Genomic DNA, 15,978 nt, shown 5'->3' with positions numbered 1-15,978 from the left:
CCTCGTAAATTTACGAACGAAAAAAATTACGCTTTTGCGACACGGCCTTATCGGCCCGCCGCCCCATATGCCCGATGACCTGCGCAACCTTCGCCTCTGTCACGAGTAATCTTGTCCCAGAACGGACCACGCGAACACGCGGGACCATCTGCGCGGGCGGCTGTTTAAAGGAGAAGTATATGGGCGCCGTTTCCAAGAGTCCGAGAATTTTATTGGCGCTGGCCTTACTGGCCGGCACCGCAACGGGGAGCCTCGCTGCGCAGGAGCAGGATGCGAACGATGGCGAAGTCATGGCGACCGTCGTCGGCACGCTGCCTTCGCCCGACCAGATGACCAAGGGACCCAAGGTCGAGGGCATCATCGCCGCGCGCACCGATGGCCGGATCAAGGTCGTGACCGCCGATGGCAGCAGCACGAGCGTCGCGATCGCCGACTACACCAAGATCAAGAGCAGCGGTGGCTTCCTGGGCCTAAACCGCGACAAGCTTGGCGCGACTCAGCTGCTCAACGGCCTGCCTGTCACCATCGACACGTTGCAGTGGGACGGCGGGCTGGTGGCAAGCCAGGTCGAGCTGAAGAGCAAGGACCTGCGGACCGCATCGATGATCCACACCGGCACCGACCAGCGCTTTGCCGAACAGACGGCGGCGACCGAAGCGCTGCGCAGCCGCGTGGGCGATATCGACCAATATAATGTCAAGGGCACGACCAACGTGAACTTCGACACCGGCAAGGCCGTGCTGTCCGAGCAGGGGAAAGCCGACCTCTGCAGCGCGGCAAGCCAGGCCGGTGGGATGGACAATGCCCTGCTGCTCGTCGTCGGTTATACCGATTCGACGGGAAGCCAGGAGTTGAACCAGGAGCTCAGCGAAAAGCGCGCAAGCCGTGTCGTCAATCATCTTCAGCAGGCGTGCGGCTGGAAGCCCTATCGTATGCTGACCCCCACCGGGATGGCTGAAGCCGACCCGGCGGCAGACAATGGCACAGTTGAAGGCAAGGCACAGAATCGCCGCGTTGCGGTGAATATTCTGGTCAGCAAGGGCCTCGACGGTATGTAAGATGCGCGGGGTGGGCGGCGCCCACCCCGGCATTCCCGACCGGGAAATGCGAGCGAGACAAGGGCGGCCGTGAGGCCGCCCTTCGTCGTTTCCGGGTGGGTCAGGTTGCGATCGGGCGGCGGCTGGCCTTGACGGCAAGATAGCCGAACAGGATCGCGGTAAGGAGGAGTGCGCCTTGTGCCGCGACGAAGGGGCCTTCGGTTCCGTTCGGGGCGAGCGCGTTGAGCGCGGGGACCTTCAGGAAGGACTGCACGACCAGTACGAAAAGGTTGAGGTAGAGCGCCGCTGTCGCGGTGATCGCATAAAGCGTGACGGCACGGCCGGCGAGCTTGCGGCCGTACCAGGCCCAGAAGGCGGCCGCGAGCACCAGCGTCGAGACGATCCCCGTGCCGAGTGCCGGGGTGAAAGCAAGGATCGGGAAGAGAAAGCCCGTCAGGCTGGTGAGCAAGGTCGTCCAGAGGAAGACGCCATTCGTGCGGGGCAGGATGCGGCCGCGGGCGAAGGCGGGAAGGGCGATGAGACCGGCACCGATGCCGACGAAGCTGATCGCGACATGGAGGGCGGTGAACTGCGGGATGGTCAAACCGAGGATCATGACACGTCTCCTTAAAAAGCGAGGAGGCGCGGTCGGGGGCCCGCGCCTCTTCCTTATCAGCTGTTGATGAAGTCGAGAAGGTCCGTGTTGAAGCGGTCCTGCTCGGTGATCGTCAGGCCGTGCGCGCCGCCTTCATAGACCTTGAGCACCGCCTGCTTGACGATCTTGACCGTCGAGAGCGCCGCGGCGCCGATCGGCACGATCTGGTCGTCGTCGCCGTGGAGGACAAGCGTCGGCTTGTCGAATTTCTTCAAATCTTCGTTGAAGTCGCTTTCCGAAAAGGCGCGAATGCTGTCGAGCAGGCCCTTGAGGCCGCCGTTCATGCCCTGGCGGACAAATTCGTCGCGCACCCCTTCGCTGACCACCGCCCCGTCGCGGTTATAGCCGTAGAAGGGCAGAGTCAGATCCTTGAAGAATTGCGGGCGGTTGTCGAAGGTGCCCTTGCGGATGCCGTCGAAGACGTCGAGCGGCAGGCCGCCGGGATTGGCTTCGGTTTTGAGCATCAGCGGGGGAACCGCGCCGATCAGGGCGACCTTGGCGACGCGGCTGGTGCCGTGACGGCCGATATAGCGGGTGACTTCGCCGCCGCCGGTCGAGTGGCCGACGAGGATGACGTCTTTGAGGCCCAGCTGTTCGATCAGTTCGGCGAGGTCGTCGGCATACTGGTCCATATTGTTATTGTCCCAGACCTGATCCGAGCGGCCGTGGCTGCGGCGGTCGTGGGCGATGGTGCGGAAGCCGTGATTGGCGAAGAAGACCATCTGGGCGTCCCAGGCGTCGGCGCTGAGCGGCCAGCCGTGCGAGAAGACGATCGGCTGCGCGTCCTTCGGACCCCAATCCTTGAAGAAGATGTTCGTACCGTCCTTGGTGGTGATCGTGGTCATGATATGGTTCCTTTCCGTTCGAAGGGCGGGGTGTCCGTCCCGGTGAAACAACAGATACGGCGATGCGCGCTTGATCGGGATTGGCGGACGCGACATTATCCGGGCCGATTCCGACAAAGGAGCCGATATGGCCAAGCTGAAGGTGCCGGACGCTACCAACCTGCCGCTCGTCGAGGTCGGGATGATGACCTATCCCGACTGTCAGATGGGCATGGTGCATGGGATTACCGACTTGTTCGATGTCGCGGGGCGCTTTGCGGTGGATCACGGCCGGCGCCCGATCCGGGTCAGCCATTGGCGGCTGCAGGAGGCCGGCGGCTTCGCGCGCTGGTACGACAGCCATCCGGCCGAGGCGGCGGGCAATTCGCCCGCGGTGCTGATCGCGCCGGGGAGCCTGCACAAATTGCTCGAGCCGGGAGAGGTTGAGCCCTATGCGCGCTGGCTGCTCGACCGGCATGCGCAAGGCACGGTGCTGGCATCAAATTGCGGTGGGGCGTTCGCGCTGGCGGCGACGGGATTGCTCGCGGGGCGGCCGGCGACGACGCACTGGTTCTTCGCCGAGGAGTTCCGGAACCGCTTTCCCGACGTGCGGATGGAAGCCGACCGGATGGTGATCGACGATGGCGACATCGTCACCGCCGGCGGATTGATGGCGTGGACCGATCTCGGGCTGCGCATCGTCGAACGCTTGCTGGGGCCGACGGTGATGATGGAGACCGCGCGCTTCCTGCTGATCGACCCGTCGGGGCGCGAGCAGAAACATTATGCGAGTTTCGCACCGAAGCTGACGCACGGCGATGAAGCGATCCTGAAGGTGCAGCACTGCAGGCGCGCGGCGCTGGGCCGGTCGCCGTCGCGGAGATGGCGGGCGAAGCGGGGATGGAGGAGCGGACCTTCCAGCGCCGCTTCAAGGCGGCGACGGGGATGACGCCCGTCGAATATGTCCAGCATATCCGCGTCGGCAAGGCGCGCGAGCTGCTCGAATTTACCAAGCGGACGGTCGATCAGATCGCATGGTCGGTGGGCTATGAAGATGCGGCGGCGTTCCGCAAATTGTTCCACCGCCTGATCGGCCTGTCACCGAACGAATATCGGCAGCGTTTTTCGACGCCGCAGTCGCTGGCGGAGGTCGCCTGAAATTTTTTCGCGCTCGTGTCGATTTGGCGACGGCTCGTTCGTCGTCTGGGTAGGAGCCGCTGTTGGCCCGATGAAAAAGGAGATGGACGATGCGTGTAATGGTCTTTGTCAAAGCGACCGAGGACAGCGAAAAGGGCCTGCTGCCGACCGAGGACATGACCGAAATGTTCGAGGCGATGGGCAAGTTCAACGAAGAGCTGGTGAACGCCGGGGTGATGGTCGACGGCGATGGGTTGAAACCCTCGTCGGCCGGCAAGCGCATCGCGTTCGATGGCGCGAGCCGGACGGTGATCGACGGACCCTTCGCCGAGACGCGCGAACTCGTCGCGGGCTATTGGGTCTGGGAGGTCAAGGATATGGACGAAGCGGTCGCGTGGGCGAAGCGCTGCCCGAACCCGATGCCGGGGCCGAGCGAACTCGAAATCCGCCCTTTTTATGAAATGGAGGATTTCGGCGAAGCGATGACGCCCGAGTTTGCCGAACGCGAACAGCGTCTCCGCGAAAAGCTGGGCGGCGATTAAGTCGTGCAGGCCGCCATGCTTGCCTCTCCGGCCGCGTTGGTCGAGAAGGCCGGCATGGCAGCCGAGGAAACCCACCGTGCGATCGAAGCGGTGTTCCGGATCGAGCGGGCGCGGCTCATCGCCGCGCTCGCGCGGATGACGCGCGACGTCGACCGGGCCGAGGAACTGGCGCAGGAGGCGCTGCTGATCGCGTTGACCGAATGGCCGAAGTCGGGAGTGCCCGATAATCCGGGCGCCTGGCTGACCGCGACGGCGAAACGGCGGGTGATCGATGGCGCCCGGCACCATATGATGCGGGAGCGGAAACATGCCGAAATCGCCCGCGAACTCGATGAGGAGCGCGATATGAGCGTGGAGGCCGTCGAGGCGGCACTCGACGATCCGCTCGGCGACGAGCTGCTCGGGCTGATCTTCGCCGCCTGTCATCCGGTGATTTCGCCCGAGGCGCGCGCTGCGCTGACGTTGCGGCTCGTCGGCGGGCTCACTGTCGAAGAGATTGGGCGCGCGTTCCTGTCTAACGAAGCCACGATCGCGGCGCGGATCACGCGCGCCAAGAAGGCGATCGGCAAGGCGGGGGTGGCGTTCGAGGTGCCGCGCGGGTCGGAACTGACGGCCCGGCTGGGGTCGGTGCTCGAGGTCGTGTATCTGATCTTCAACGAAGGCTATGCGGCCACCACGGGGCCATCCCTCGTCCGACCGCCGCTGTGCGGCGAGGCGCAGCGATTAGGGCGCATTTTGGCTGGGTTGATGCCCGAACAGCCCGAGGTTCTGGGGTTGCTCGCGCTGATGGAAATTCAGGCGTCGCGGCTGACGGCGCGGGCGGGGCCGGGTGGACGGTTTGTCCCGCTGACCGAGCAGAACCGGGCACGGTGGGACCAGTTGTTGATCCGCCGTGGGCTCAATGCGCTCGATCGGGCCGAGGCGCTTGGCGGGGCTGATGGGCCTTATGCGCTGCAGGCTGCGCTTGCGGCATGCCATGCCCGGGCGCGTTCGGCGGAGGCAACCGACTGGCAGCGTATTGCGGGCCTCTACGACCGGCTGGGGCAGGTGACGCCGTCGCCGGTGGTCGAACTCAATCGCGCGGTCGCATACAGCATGGCGTTCGGCCCCGAGGCCGGATTGCGGCTGGTCGACGAAATCGCCGGGGAGGCGGCGCTGCGCAATTATGCGCCCCTGCCCGCCGCCCGCGGCGATTTCCTGTTCCGCGCAGGACGGACGGGCGAAGCCAGGACGCAGTTCGAAGCAGCGGCGGCTCTGTCGACTAACGAGCGCGAACGCGAATTCCTGCTGGCGCGCGCCGCGGCATGCGCCGAATGACCTTGGTGCGCATCGAAAGCATCGGCGCCGAGGCGCAGCCGCTTGTCATCCTCGACGATTTCGCACGCGATCCCGATGGCTTGCGGAGCTTTGCACAGGCGGTCGATTTTACCCCGGCGCTCAACCATTTTCCGGGCGTGCGTGCGGTACTCCCCGCTGACTATCTCGCGATGCAGCTCCCCATCATCGCCGCCGCCGCCGCCGAAGCGTTTGGACGGACCGGGCCGATCACCGTCGTCGATGCGAGCTTTTCGATCGTCTCGACCCCGGCGGGCGAGTTGGCCATCCCGCAGCGCCTGCCGCATATCGACGCCTTTACCGAGGATCGCATTGCGCTCGTCCATTATCTGTCGCCCGGAGACGGCGATGGCACCGCATTTTTCCGTCACCGCTCGACAGGGTTCGAAATGGTTGATGAAATGCGGCGCGACCTGTTCTTCCGGCATCTCGATATGGAAATGCGCCACGGCGGCGTACCGCTGCCCGAATATGTTCTGGGCGATACGCCGCTGTTCGAATGCATCCGCACCGAGCCGGCGCGCTATAATCGTGCGCTTCTTTATCGCAGCTGGAACCTGCACAGCGGCGCGATCTCGCCAGATAATGCGCTGTCGGCGGACCCCGGGGCGGGGCGTCTGACGGTGACTGCCTTCCTCTCCATCGGTTAGGGTCGCGTCCGCCGCGATTTTGGCACGGCTGCGCGATGGTTTCGGGCCGCTGTTCCGGAACGGGACAACGGCCAGCCGCACTTCGGTGTAAGTCGGACGACGAACGCCCTATGGGCGCCCGCGCCTTCCCATTGAAAACTGGACGTTAATCCTGTGGCCTTTCCGACCCATATCCTGTTTCCCGTCGCGATCGTAGCAACCGCGCTGACGCTGCCCGCTCTAGCGCAAAGCAAGGCGATCACCGGCATCGATGCGCTGCGTGAGTGGAACCTCGTCGTGCTCGGCAACCTCGAATCCTCGTCCGAAGTCGAAGGGCGCACCTTTGTCGGTGGCAACCTTAGCGGCAATTCGTCGAACTATGGCATCCGCGCGACGACCTCGCCGAGCGGCCAGCCAGGACTGACCGTCGTCGGCAATGTCACGGGCAATCACAAGAATCTGAACAATGGATCGGGCGCCGTGATCGGCGGCAACGTGTCGAGCGGCTTCAATCTCAACGGCCCGAACCAGACGGTTAAGGTCGGCGGGACGATCAGCAACACCAACGTCAACCAGAATACGGTGATTTCGAACCTCGATGCGAGCAATCCGGCGTTCGGGCTGGGGCTGCAACAGAGCAAGGCCGAATTGAAGAGCAGCATGGGTAGCCTGTCGTTCGAGATGGGCACGCTCAAGTCGAACAGCCAGCTGACGGTGCTGGGAAATCGCGGTGCCTTTACCGCGCAGCCGAATGCGCAGGGGCTGGCGGTGTTCAACATCACCGCGGCCGATCTCGACAAGATCGGCGAGATCCAGTTCAACCTGAACGGCGCCGACACCGCGATCGTCAATGTCAGCGGCCGGTCGATCAACCTCAACGACAATTTCCTGGGGGGCACGAACAATCTGGGCGAACGGGTGATCTGGAATTTCCCCGAAGCCGAGGATCTGAAGCTGACCACCGCATGGGGTGGATCGGTGCTCGCGCCGCTCGCCGATGCCGAAACGCGCAATTACATCCAAGGATCGGCGGTGTTCGGCAATCTCAAGCAGAATGGCGAGATGCATATCGGCACCTTCAAGGGCGGTTATGCGACCTCGCCTTCGGGTGGCGGTTCGAGCGGCAGCGACAGTTCGACGGGCGGCGGCGCGGTGCCGGTGCCCGAACCGGGGATGGTCGGCCTGTTCGGGCTGGGAGTTGCGGGGCTGATGCTGCGGCGGAGGCGTCGGGGCTAATAACCCCCCTGCGCGCCTGGTGGGCGGTAGAAGCGATGGCGGGAGACCACGCCATCGATGATGTGGCCGCGCAGGCGCAGGCGCATTTCTTCTGCGCCGGCGGGGGTGGTGCAGACGAGACGGGTGCCGCCCGATTGCAGCGGCTCGATCGCGCTGATGCTGACACCTTGCGACAGGCAGATTTGCTTGACCTCGCTCTCGGAGAGCGCGAGGTTCATCGCGCGGCTCATTCGAAGCCCGGATCGCGGGTCCAGGCGCGGATTGCGGTGGCGACCTGTTCATAGCCGGTGTCGCTGGCGGTCGCGACGGCGAGCGGGCGGCCGCCGAGTTCGGCATTCTCGGTGTTGAGAAAGGCTATCGCGGGATCGCGCCCGCCCATCGTCAGGAAGGCGAGCTGGCTGATATCGCCCTGTCGCCGCGCGTCGTCGCTGGGGAGCGGAGTGCGCTTTTTGCGGAAGAAGCTGTTCGATCGCGTCTTGACGGGGGCCGCGGTCTCGTCGGTGACGGTCGGGTCGGCGGGGCTCGTTTCGGAATTCATGGGGCGCGGCTCCTCCTTGTAAGCGGGAGCGCGCAAGTCTCTCAGTCGCGGCGGCCTACGAAGAACGCGTGCCGCGATAGTTTCTATATGGGGACACCGCGGGGACATTGTAAGGCACCGCCGGGAATGGCTTCCCGGCGGTGCCTTTTGTCTAGGCGATCTCCCCGGTGAGCGGGCGGACGGCGCGCGGACGGCGGTCGGGGCCAACCGCGACGAAGATAAAGACCGCCTGCGTTACCTTGTTGTCCTCGTCGGCGTGGCGGTCGCGCGCCCAGGTCTCGACCTCGACGTGCATCGATGTGCGGCCGACCTTGACGAGGCGGCCGAACACCGAGACCTCGTCGCCGACAAAGACGGGGCGGTGAAAGGACATGCCTTCCACCGAGATCGTCACCGCGCGGCCGCGGGCGTGGCGCGAGGCCACCGACGACGCCGCGAGGTCCATCTGCGCCATCAGCCAGCCACCGAAGATGTCGCCATAGACATTGGCGTTGGCGGGCATGGCGGTGACGCGAACGGCGGGTTGGCCGGCCGGCATGGTGGGCTCAGTCTGCATTATAGGCGCCCCGGATGCGCATCGCCTGCGCGGCGGCGACCATGGCGACCAGTGCGGGGCGAACCTCGCCCCATTTGCGCGTCTTGAGCCCGCAGTCGGGGTTCACCCAGATTTGCTGCGGCGGCAGATGCTTGCCCGCCAGCGTCAGCAGGTCGGTCATCTCGCGCTCCGCCGGGATGCGGGGGCTGTGGATGTCGTAGACGCCGGGGCCGACCTCGTTCGGATAGGCATAGGTTTCGAAGGCGCCCAGCAGCTCCATCTGCGACCGCGCGGTCTCGATCGAGATGACGTCGGCGTCCATCGCGCCGATCGCGCGGATGATGTCGTTGAACTCCGAATAGCACATATGCGTGTGGATCTGGGTATCGTCGCGGACGCCCGACGATGTGATGCGGAAGCTGTCGACCGCCCAGTCGAGATAATGCTGCCACTCGCTGCGACGGAGGGGGAGACCTTCGCGCAGCGCGGCTTCGTCGATCTGGATGATCGCGGCGCCGGCCGCCTCGAGGTCCTGCACCTCATCGCGGATCGCGAGCGCGATCTGGCGGCAGCTGGTCTCGCGCGGCTGATCGTCGCGGACGAACGACCAGTTGAGGATGGTCACGGGGCCGGTGAGCATGCCCTTCATCGGGCGGTCGGTCTGGTCCTGCGCATAGCGCCACCAGCCGACGGTCATGGGCTCGGGGCGCGAGACGTCGCCGTACAGGATCGGCGGGCGGACGCAGCGCGAGCCATAGCTTTGCACCCAGCCGGCACGAGTGAAGGCGAAGCCGGCGAGCTGCTCGCCGAAATATTGCACCATGTCGTTGCGTTCGAACTCGCCGTGGACGAGGACGTCGAGGCCGATTTCCTCCTGCCATTTGACCGCTGCGCGCGTTTCGACGCGGAGATACTGGTCATAGGTCGCGTCGTCGATCTCGCCCTTGATATGCGCAGCGCGCGCCTTGCGGACCTCGGGGGTTTGCGGGAAGCTGCCGATCGTCGTGGTGGGGTAGGCGGGGAGTGCGAGGCGCGCCTGCTGCGCTTCGCGGCGCGTGGTGAAGGGAGAGGCGCGGTTGGTGGCGCTGTCATCAAGGGCAGCAAGGCGCTGGGCGACCTGCGGGGCGTGGATTTTCGGCGAGGTCTGGCGTGCGACCGCGGCGATGCGCGAGGCGGAGAAGGCGGCGAAGCTGGCGTCCTCGCCTTCGTTCAGTGCTTTGGCGAGCGCGGCGAGCTCCTCGATCTTTTGCACCGCGAAGCTCAGCCACTGGGCGATTTCAGGGTCGAGCGACGTTTCGAGCGCAAGATCGACGGGAGTATGGAGGAGCGAGCAGGAGGGCGCGAGGATGAGGTCGCGTTTGCCGGCAAGGTCCTTGAGGCGCCAATAGAGGGCGGGGAGATTGGCGCGCCAGACGTTGCGGCCGTCGATGACGCCGAGCGAGAGGAGCACGTGCGGCTGGAGTTTCGTGAGTGCGGGTTCGAGCTGATCGGGCGCGCGGACGAGGTCGAGGTGGAGGCCGTGAACCGGAAGGTCGGCGACGAGATCGAGATTGTCACCGAGACCGCCGAAGTAAGTGGTGAGCATGAGCTTCGGTCCGCAGGTAGCGAGGCGGGCGTAGGCGCGTTCGAATGCGGTGCGCTGTTCGGTGTCGAGGTCGAGGACGAGGCACGGCTCGTCGATCTGGATCCACTCGGCGCCCGCCTTGGCGAGACGCGCGAGGATTTCGGCGTAGGTGTCGAGGAGCTGCGGCAGGAGCGCTAGCGGTTCGACCGCTTTGCCCTTGGCGAGCATCAGGTAGGAGACGGGGCCGAGGAGAACGGGGCGGGTGGAGTAGCCAAGCGCCTTGGCTTCCTCAAATTCGTCGAAGATCTTGGTCGAGGCGATGCGGAAACGCTGGCCCGCGGCGAGCTCGGGGACGAGGAAATGATAGTTGGTGTCGAACCATTTGGTCATTTCCTGGGCGGTGGTGTCATGGCTGTGGCCGCAGGCAGAAGGCCCCTGTGCGCCGCGCGCCATGGCGAAATAGAGGTCGGAGTCGACCGTCTCGCCGCTCCAGTCATAGCGCGCGGGAACGGCACCGATCAGTGAGCTGGTATCGAGGACATGGTCGTAGAGCGAGAAGTCGTTCGAGGGCAGAACGTCGGCGCCGAGTGCCTATTGCCGAGTCCAATGGAGGGCGCGGAGGCCCGATGCGGCGGTCTGCAGTTCGGCGAGGGTGGACTTGCCCGCCCAATAGCTTTCGAGCGCGAATTTGAGCTCGCGGCGGAGGCCGATGCGGGGGAAGCCGAGGGTGGCGACGCTGACAGTCATTTCTTCAAGCACCTTGCAAGGGGGCAAGGCGCCGGACAGACGCGAACGCACAGTGATCCGCGCCCGCAAAGCAAGGGTCGGGCGCAGCCATGCATGCGGCCTGACCGGACACCCCGCCGGAGGACGTATCTGACGAGGCAGGTCTCCTGGCTCACGGATCGACGCGGCGGTCTGGCCTTCCCGGCCCCTTGCCGGACCAGTGACACGTATCGACCGCCGCTCACCGCTTACAGTTGCGGGGGCAGCGCCGGCTTTGAACCGGCTTCCCGTCTTAGCTCCGTGCCGTGCAAACGGTGCGGAGAACCTCGACAGCTTGAAACATAGCGAAATGGTGGGCTCTGTCAACACGCATATAAAGAATTCTTTATATCGTATTTCTGGGGCGCGGATCGGACGGCGTCCCAGCCTCTCGCGCCATGCCATCGTCAAGTCGTTTGTCGATTCGAAATGGCGGCCCGTCGAACGGGGCGGCAGCGGTGGCAGCGTGTATGGCAATGATATGGCACATAATTTCGGACGCTTCGCGCCGCCGTTCGTGGCGCCGTCCGCACGCCCATGGGGCACAGGAGACGCAACGCCGACCAATATCCTTTCGCCCCGGCGGCGGTCACGGCCAAGCAGGCCGACGGGACTGCCCCCTTCGTTTCCCCCACCGAAGGCTCTCCCCCAATGAAGTTCCCCCAGCAAAATCCCAGCGGCTCCAACGACGGCGAATGCGACTGTCTGCCGCGCCCGGAAATCCCGGCCGACTCTCCCGTGCTGAAGACCTATGTCCTGCGATACCAGGATGCATGGTTCGGGATGGAAAAGCGCGTCGCGTTCGAGGCCGAGGATGTCGCCGCGGCGCTGGTGATGATGGAGCGCGAACCGATCGGCGCGTGGGCGGAACTGACGAGCGAGGGCGAAGTGATTTGCCGTCGCGGGTTCGAGCCTGGCGGCGCCGCCGACTATTGGGTCGTCGGCTAGGACGCAGGGCGAGCGACCAGATGGCCGCCCGCCCTTTCTCGTCATCGAGGCGTCAGAAACGCTCGCCGACCATCTCCTCACTCTTGGCCCACAGCGCCTTGGCGTTGTCGGGGTCGAGCGCATAGGCGCGGACCCCGGCGCGCAGGCCATCGTCGTCGGCGAGTTCGGCGATGTGGCAATCCTCGAGATAGCGACCGCCGACTTCGGCCGGATCGGCGACCGCCGCGGCCCAGACCGAGGTTGCCGCACCCTGCGGGATCGACTTGAACTCGAACTCCTCGCCGCCCGATTCGCGCGCCGACGCGTTGATCTGCTCGAGCAGCGCTTCGATCGCGCCTTCGTCGAGGTGACGGCCGAGTTCGGTGTGGATGCCGCCCGGGTGGAGCGCGATGCCGCGCACGCCGCGGTCCTTGTGGCGGCGGTCGAACTCGACGGCGAAGAGGATGTTCGCGGTCTTCGAACGGCCATAGGCGGCCCAAGGCTCATAATCGCCGTTGTCGAAGTTCGGATCTTCGAGGTTTACGTCGGAGAAGCGGTGCCCCGACGAGGCGAGGCTGACGAGGCGGCCGCCGTCCTTGATCAAGGGCGCGATGCGGTTGGCGAAGGTGAAGTGGCCCAAATGATTGGTGCCGAACTGGGTTTCGAAGCCGTCGGCGGTCTTGCCGAAGGGCGCGGCCATCACCCCGGCATTGTTGATGACGACGTCGAACTTGCGGCCGTCGGCAACGAGCTTGTCGGCGGCGGCGCGGACGCTGGCGAGCGAGGCGAGGTCGAGCGTGATCAGCTCGAAGCTGCCGCCGCTGGCCTTCGCTGCCTCGCGGACGGTGCCGGTCGCGCCTTCGGCCTTGGTCAGGTCGCGGGCGGCGCCGACGACATCGGCGCCATGGGCGACGAGCGCGCGCGCGGTTTCGACGCCGAGCCCGGCCGATACGCCGGTGACGAGGAAGCGCTGGCCCGACAGGTCGACCCCGGCAAGGACGTCGTCGGTGGTCGATTTCGCGTTGAACTTGGTCATGCTAAGCTCCTTGGATGGTGCAGGGCGGAGGGGAGTGCCCTGCTGTTATCCAGATGGGGTGCCCGCCCGCCGCATCGCTGCCCGATCATGGCATCCACTTGCCCGATTCTCTCAAAACCTAAGCGGGCGAGCCGGCGCTTCTTGCGCGCGGGCGCGCGGTGTCCGATGTTGGGACCATGCAGGACAGGCTCGACTCGATATGCGCTCAGGTGCTGCGGCACGCGGTTTCTCCTTATTATGAGTCGCCGGTGCCGCGGCTGGTCGTTGCGACGCAATGCGCGCCGACGAACGGTGTCGCGACCGTCTATGAACCCGTCACCTGCCTGATCCTGCAAGGAACGAAGCAGGTCGTGATCGGCGACGCGGTGCTGCGATACGACGCGTCGAGCTATTTCGTCGCCTCGCTCGACCTGCCCGCGGTCGGCCGCGTGGTCGAGGCGACCCCCGACAAACCCTATGTCGCCGCGGCGCTGCGGCTCGACCGTGCGGTGCTTGCGGACCTGATCGCCAGCATGGACCCGGCGGCGATCGGCAACGAACCGCCGCGCGGCGAGCTGACCGGCTTTGCGGTCTCCGCAGTCACCCCCGAGATGCTCGAAGCCTGGGCGGGGCTGCTCGCGTTGCTCGACCGGCCGGACGATATTTCGATGCTGGCGCCGATGCGCGAGCGCGAGATCCTCTATCGCCTGCTCCAGGGGCCGCTCGGCGGGCAGCTTTGCGCGATTGCGCAGGAGGACAGCCGCCTGTCGCGGGTGCGCCGCGCGATCCTGTGGATGCACGATCATTATGAGGAGATGCTGCGCACATCGGCGCTGGCGGAGATTGCGGGGATGAGCGTTGCCTCCTTCCATCGGCATTTCAAGGCCGCGACCGCGATGAGCCCGCTGCAGTTCCAGAAGACGCTGCGGCTCCACGCGGCGCGGCGGTTGCTGGCAAGCGGCAGCGAGGCAAGCCGCGCGGCCTATTCGGTCGGATACGAGAGCGCATCGCAGTTCAGCCGCGAATATGCCCGCGCGTTCGGCCTGCCGCCGTCGCGCGATGCCGAACGGCTGCGCGCTATGGTGCAGGTGGGGGCGGCGGTTTAGCTTCTATCGATATCCGGCCCATGGCGGCCTGCAAATGGTGATTTCCCGCGCTTCCGGTGCTCACGTACAGAAGTACGCTGCGCTCCGGGTCGCGAGAAATCACCATTTTCGGCTCACCCTGAACCGGATCTCGATAGAAGCTACGGCTCCCATTTTTCTTCCCGCCATGGATCAGCCGCTCGCTGATTTCCGCGCTTTGCCGCCCTCGGGTTCGGGATCGTTCGCGGGATCGGGGAGGGCGAAGAAGGCGCGGCGGGCGGCTTCGCCGGCCTGGCGCAGCGGCGCGAACGCTTCGGCGCGGGCGCTTTCCCACGCGTCTTCCTCGGCGGCGTCGAGCGTGCGTTCATAATTCTCGTCGCCGAACACGCCTTCTTCGATGCCGATAAAGCCGTCGGGCGGCGGGAAGTTCGTGCGCCATTCGCCGGTTTCCTCGTCGTGCCAGATGGTCATTTGGGCGGCCTGTTCCTCGGGGGTCGGTTCGGCTTCGTCTTGGGCTTCGGAAGTGGCGGAAAACTGCGCAACTTCATTCGCGATCGCGGTTCCGCGCCACAGGGTTGCGAGCGGGTTGGCGCGGTTGTCGCGCGCGGCGAGCCAGAGGGCGAGGGCGGCCGAATGGCCGTCGGCACCGGCGTTTTCGAGATCGATGTCGAAGAGCGACAGGAAGCCGGGCCAGTCGCCGGCGATGATCTGCGCGAGCATCTCTTCCCCGGCCCATCCTCCTTTTTGGGTGGCGCGGGTTTCGACCATCTTGTCGAGCCGCGCGAGCATCGCGAGGCCGAGGCGCGAATCGATGCGGCGGCGCCTGGCGAAGCTGCGGCCCTCCTCGCGCATCAGTTCGGTCGTCTCCTCATGCCCCCAGATCGCGCGGTCGAGCAGTTCGTCGGCAAGCCGCGAGCGCGCGATCAGCACCGCCGCCGCCCAGCCAAGCCGGAACGCCGCGCCCTCGGGCCGCTGTTTGAGCTGATAGGCGGCGCCGGGCGACATGCCGACCCGGGCCGCCGAAATCTTCACCGACCCGGTGGTGGCGACGCTTTCGAGGAAGTCGCGCTGGAGCTTGGGGGTCCAGTGATAGCTGCCGGGGGCGGGGATATGCGCGGGATTGTGCGGGGAGTCGTCCATCGATTCGTCCTTTTCGGTTAGGTGAAACCGATAGAAGGAACCATATGGGTGAAATGTAGGAAAGGGGATTCTACTATTCGGTAGAATTCGACTTCGCTGCCTTCGCTGCTTTTCGGCGCAGCGATCCCTCGGCCTTTTTCAACACGTTCTTGGCCGCCGTTGCGCCATCGCCATCCAGTGCATCGCGCTTGACGACTTCGTTGGCCAATATGACTCGGAGATCTGCATCGGTAACTTTGAGGCCATCGAAGAGTCGCCGAAACTCTTTTCTCAACGCGCCAATAACACCATCCGAAAGCAGCGTAGCTGCGATCACATAGCGATTCACGATTTGCGCCTGCCGGTGAAATGCGTCCAAAGTTTCGCTGTTGATGCTCTCCCGGCACAGCATGAAAAGCTTTGCGATATCGTCAGCCGATCTCGTGATCTGCGAGAAATCGAAGCAAAGCACTTCTTCCCATTCGATGGGCTGGGCGAATTTGATCCTGTAGATTTTCCAAACGATGGCGTTCGACAGGATTACCCATTCGATGCCTTGGTGGGCGCCGTAGTTCACTGCTTGTCGAAGATGATTGTCGTTGAGCGTCGTTCCCGCCGATTTCACTTCGCACAGATACTGGATTTTGCCTTCGATCTTGATTGCTAGGTCGCAGAAGGTGCCTCTGATCTGCTGTTCGCTGGTGACTTCGGCATATTTGTCATAGCCGAATATGTCGTTGAGCATGTCTTTGATTACGGTGACGGTGTCCGCCTCCGAAATATCGCGCGCGACCAGCTTGCGGACGATTGGCTGGTATTTCTTTATTCCGGCGAGAAGGCGATCCTGAATCTTCTTCGGAATTTTTACTGCGACCGACATAGCCCCCCCCAACTTCGACGTGCAGAATTGGGAGGCTATGACGTCGAGTAGTTTCAGTCCAGCTAATGTTTCGCCGTTGTTGCTGCGTTGCCTTCGCCCCTCCACCACTCGCTGCGCGAGCGGTCCCCCTCCCCATCGCTTCGCGACAGGGAGGA

14 protein-coding genes, 4 pseudogenes and 1 riboswitch are annotated in these 15,978 nt (G+C 64.8%); of the genes and pseudogenes, 9 read left to right on the top strand and 9 right to left on the bottom strand.

Translation table 11 applies throughout. The features are described from left to right. Window positions 1-179 precede the first annotated feature (179 nt). Complete coding sequence (locus ACREBX_RS11460) at window positions 180-1,058, top strand: OmpA family protein (RefSeq protein WP_431561873.1); 879 nt, start codon at window positions 180-182, stop codon at window positions 1,056-1,058. A gap of 100 nt (window positions 1,059-1,158) precedes the next feature. On the opposite strand, the gene ACREBX_RS11455 is transcribed toward ACREBX_RS11460, so the two are convergent. Then, window positions 1,159-1,653, bottom strand: a complete 495-nt coding sequence (locus tag ACREBX_RS11455; protein WP_431561872.1) for a hypothetical protein — start codon at window positions 1,651-1,653, stop codon at window positions 1,159-1,161. A gap of 56 nt (window positions 1,654-1,709) precedes the next feature. Further along, window positions 1,710-2,537, bottom strand: a complete 828-nt coding sequence (locus tag ACREBX_RS11450) for an alpha/beta fold hydrolase (protein ID WP_431561871.1) — start codon at window positions 2,535-2,537, stop codon at window positions 1,710-1,712. Between the two features lie 127 nt (window positions 2,538-2,664). On the opposite strand from ACREBX_RS11450, the pseudogene ACREBX_RS11445 reads away from it, so the two are divergent. The 6 genes and pseudogenes from ACREBX_RS11445 to ACREBX_RS11420 all read left to right on the top strand — a co-directional run. Continuing rightward, window positions 2,665-3,162: pseudogene (locus ACREBX_RS11445) on the top strand (GlxA family transcriptional regulator); the annotation flags it as partial. A 296-nt stretch (window positions 3,163-3,458) separates the two neighbouring features. Continuing rightward, window positions 3,459-3,674, top strand: a pseudogene (locus ACREBX_RS11440) (helix-turn-helix domain-containing protein); the annotation flags it as partial. A gap of 89 nt (window positions 3,675-3,763) precedes the next feature. Then, window positions 3,764-4,114, top strand: a pseudogene (locus ACREBX_RS11435) (YciI family protein); the annotation flags it as partial. Between the two features lie 96 nt (window positions 4,115-4,210). Beyond that, on the top strand, window positions 4,211-5,512 hold the full coding sequence (locus ACREBX_RS11430; RefSeq protein WP_431561870.1) for an RNA polymerase sigma factor: 1,302 nt from the start codon (window positions 4,211-4,213) through the stop codon (window positions 5,510-5,512). After that, the gene (locus ACREBX_RS11425; protein ID WP_431561869.1) at window positions 5,500-6,180 is read left to right on the top strand and encodes a DUF6445 family protein; all 681 of its coding nucleotides are present in this window, start codon (window positions 5,500-5,502) and stop codon (window positions 6,178-6,180) included. Before ACREBX_RS11430 ends, ACREBX_RS11425 begins: the two co-directional genes overlap by 13 nt. 153 nt (window positions 6,181-6,333) lie before the next feature. Beyond that, window positions 6,334-7,395, top strand: a complete 1,062-nt coding sequence (locus ACREBX_RS11420) for a choice-of-anchor A family protein (RefSeq protein WP_431561868.1) — start codon at window positions 6,334-6,336, stop codon at window positions 7,393-7,395. Here ACREBX_RS11420 and ACREBX_RS11415 read toward each other — a convergent pair. From ACREBX_RS11415 to metE, 4 genes and pseudogenes are all read right to left on the bottom strand, one after another. Continuing rightward, the gene (locus ACREBX_RS11415; protein WP_431561867.1) at window positions 7,392-7,613 is read right to left on the bottom strand and encodes a hypothetical protein; all 222 of its coding nucleotides are present in this window, start codon (window positions 7,611-7,613) and stop codon (window positions 7,392-7,394) included. The two genes, ACREBX_RS11420 and ACREBX_RS11415, sit on opposite strands and share 4 nt — an antisense overlap. A gap of 8 nt (window positions 7,614-7,621) precedes the next feature. Beyond that, window positions 7,622-7,933 (bottom strand): hypothetical protein, encoded by a 312-nt coding sequence (locus ACREBX_RS11410; RefSeq protein ID WP_431561866.1) that lies wholly within the window; start codon window positions 7,931-7,933, stop codon window positions 7,622-7,624. Window positions 7,934-8,084: 151 nt separating this feature from the next. After that, entirely contained in the window at window positions 8,085-8,489 is a 405-nt protein-coding gene (locus ACREBX_RS11405) for an acyl-CoA thioesterase (RefSeq protein WP_431561865.1), read from the bottom strand. Next, a pseudogene (metE, locus tag ACREBX_RS11400) lies at window positions 8,479-10,779 on the bottom strand (5-methyltetrahydropteroyltriglutamate--homocysteine S-methyltransferase). The gene ACREBX_RS11405 and the pseudogene metE overlap by 11 nt, the downstream one beginning before the upstream one ends. Before the next feature lie 119 nt (window positions 10,780-10,898). After that, window positions 10,899-11,102: riboswitch (cobalamin riboswitch) on the bottom strand. A gap of 346 nt (window positions 11,103-11,448) precedes the next feature. On the opposite strand from metE, the gene ACREBX_RS11395 reads away from it, so the two are divergent. Beyond that, entirely contained in the window at window positions 11,449-11,745 is a 297-nt protein-coding gene (locus tag ACREBX_RS11395; protein WP_431561864.1) for a hypothetical protein, read from the top strand. A 52-nt stretch (window positions 11,746-11,797) separates the two neighbouring features. On the opposite strand, the gene ACREBX_RS11390 is transcribed toward ACREBX_RS11395, so the two are convergent. Then, a complete protein-coding gene (locus tag ACREBX_RS11390; protein WP_431561863.1) occupies window positions 11,798-12,760 on the bottom strand; it encodes an SDR family NAD(P)-dependent oxidoreductase in 963 nt (320 codons plus the stop codon). A 248-nt stretch (window positions 12,761-13,008) separates the two neighbouring features. Here ACREBX_RS11390 and ACREBX_RS11385 point away from each other — a divergent pair, with 248 nt between their 5' ends. Beyond that, complete coding sequence (locus tag ACREBX_RS11385; RefSeq protein WP_431561862.1) at window positions 13,009-13,845, top strand: AraC family transcriptional regulator N-terminal domain-containing protein; 837 nt, start codon at window positions 13,009-13,011, stop codon at window positions 13,843-13,845. 171 nt (window positions 13,846-14,016) lie between these two features. On the opposite strand, the gene ACREBX_RS11380 is transcribed toward ACREBX_RS11385, so the two are convergent. Both ACREBX_RS11380 and ACREBX_RS11375 read right to left on the bottom strand, forming a co-directional pair. Then, window positions 14,017-14,964, bottom strand: a complete 948-nt coding sequence (locus ACREBX_RS11380) for a hypothetical protein (RefSeq protein ID WP_431561861.1) — start codon at window positions 14,962-14,964, stop codon at window positions 14,017-14,019. Window positions 14,965-15,037: 73 nt separating this feature from the next. Further along, window positions 15,038-15,978, bottom strand: a 941-nt coding sequence (locus tag ACREBX_RS11375; RefSeq protein ID WP_431561860.1) for a hypothetical protein, incomplete at its 5' end; no start/stop codon positions are given.

It is taken from the genome of Sphingopyxis sp. (assembly GCF_050725655.1).
Lineage (GTDB): Bacteria > Pseudomonadota > Alphaproteobacteria > Sphingomonadales > Sphingomonadaceae > Sphingopyxis.
Note: the sequence above shows the minus strand (reverse complement) of the source record. Positions and strands in the feature narration are given on the sequence as shown.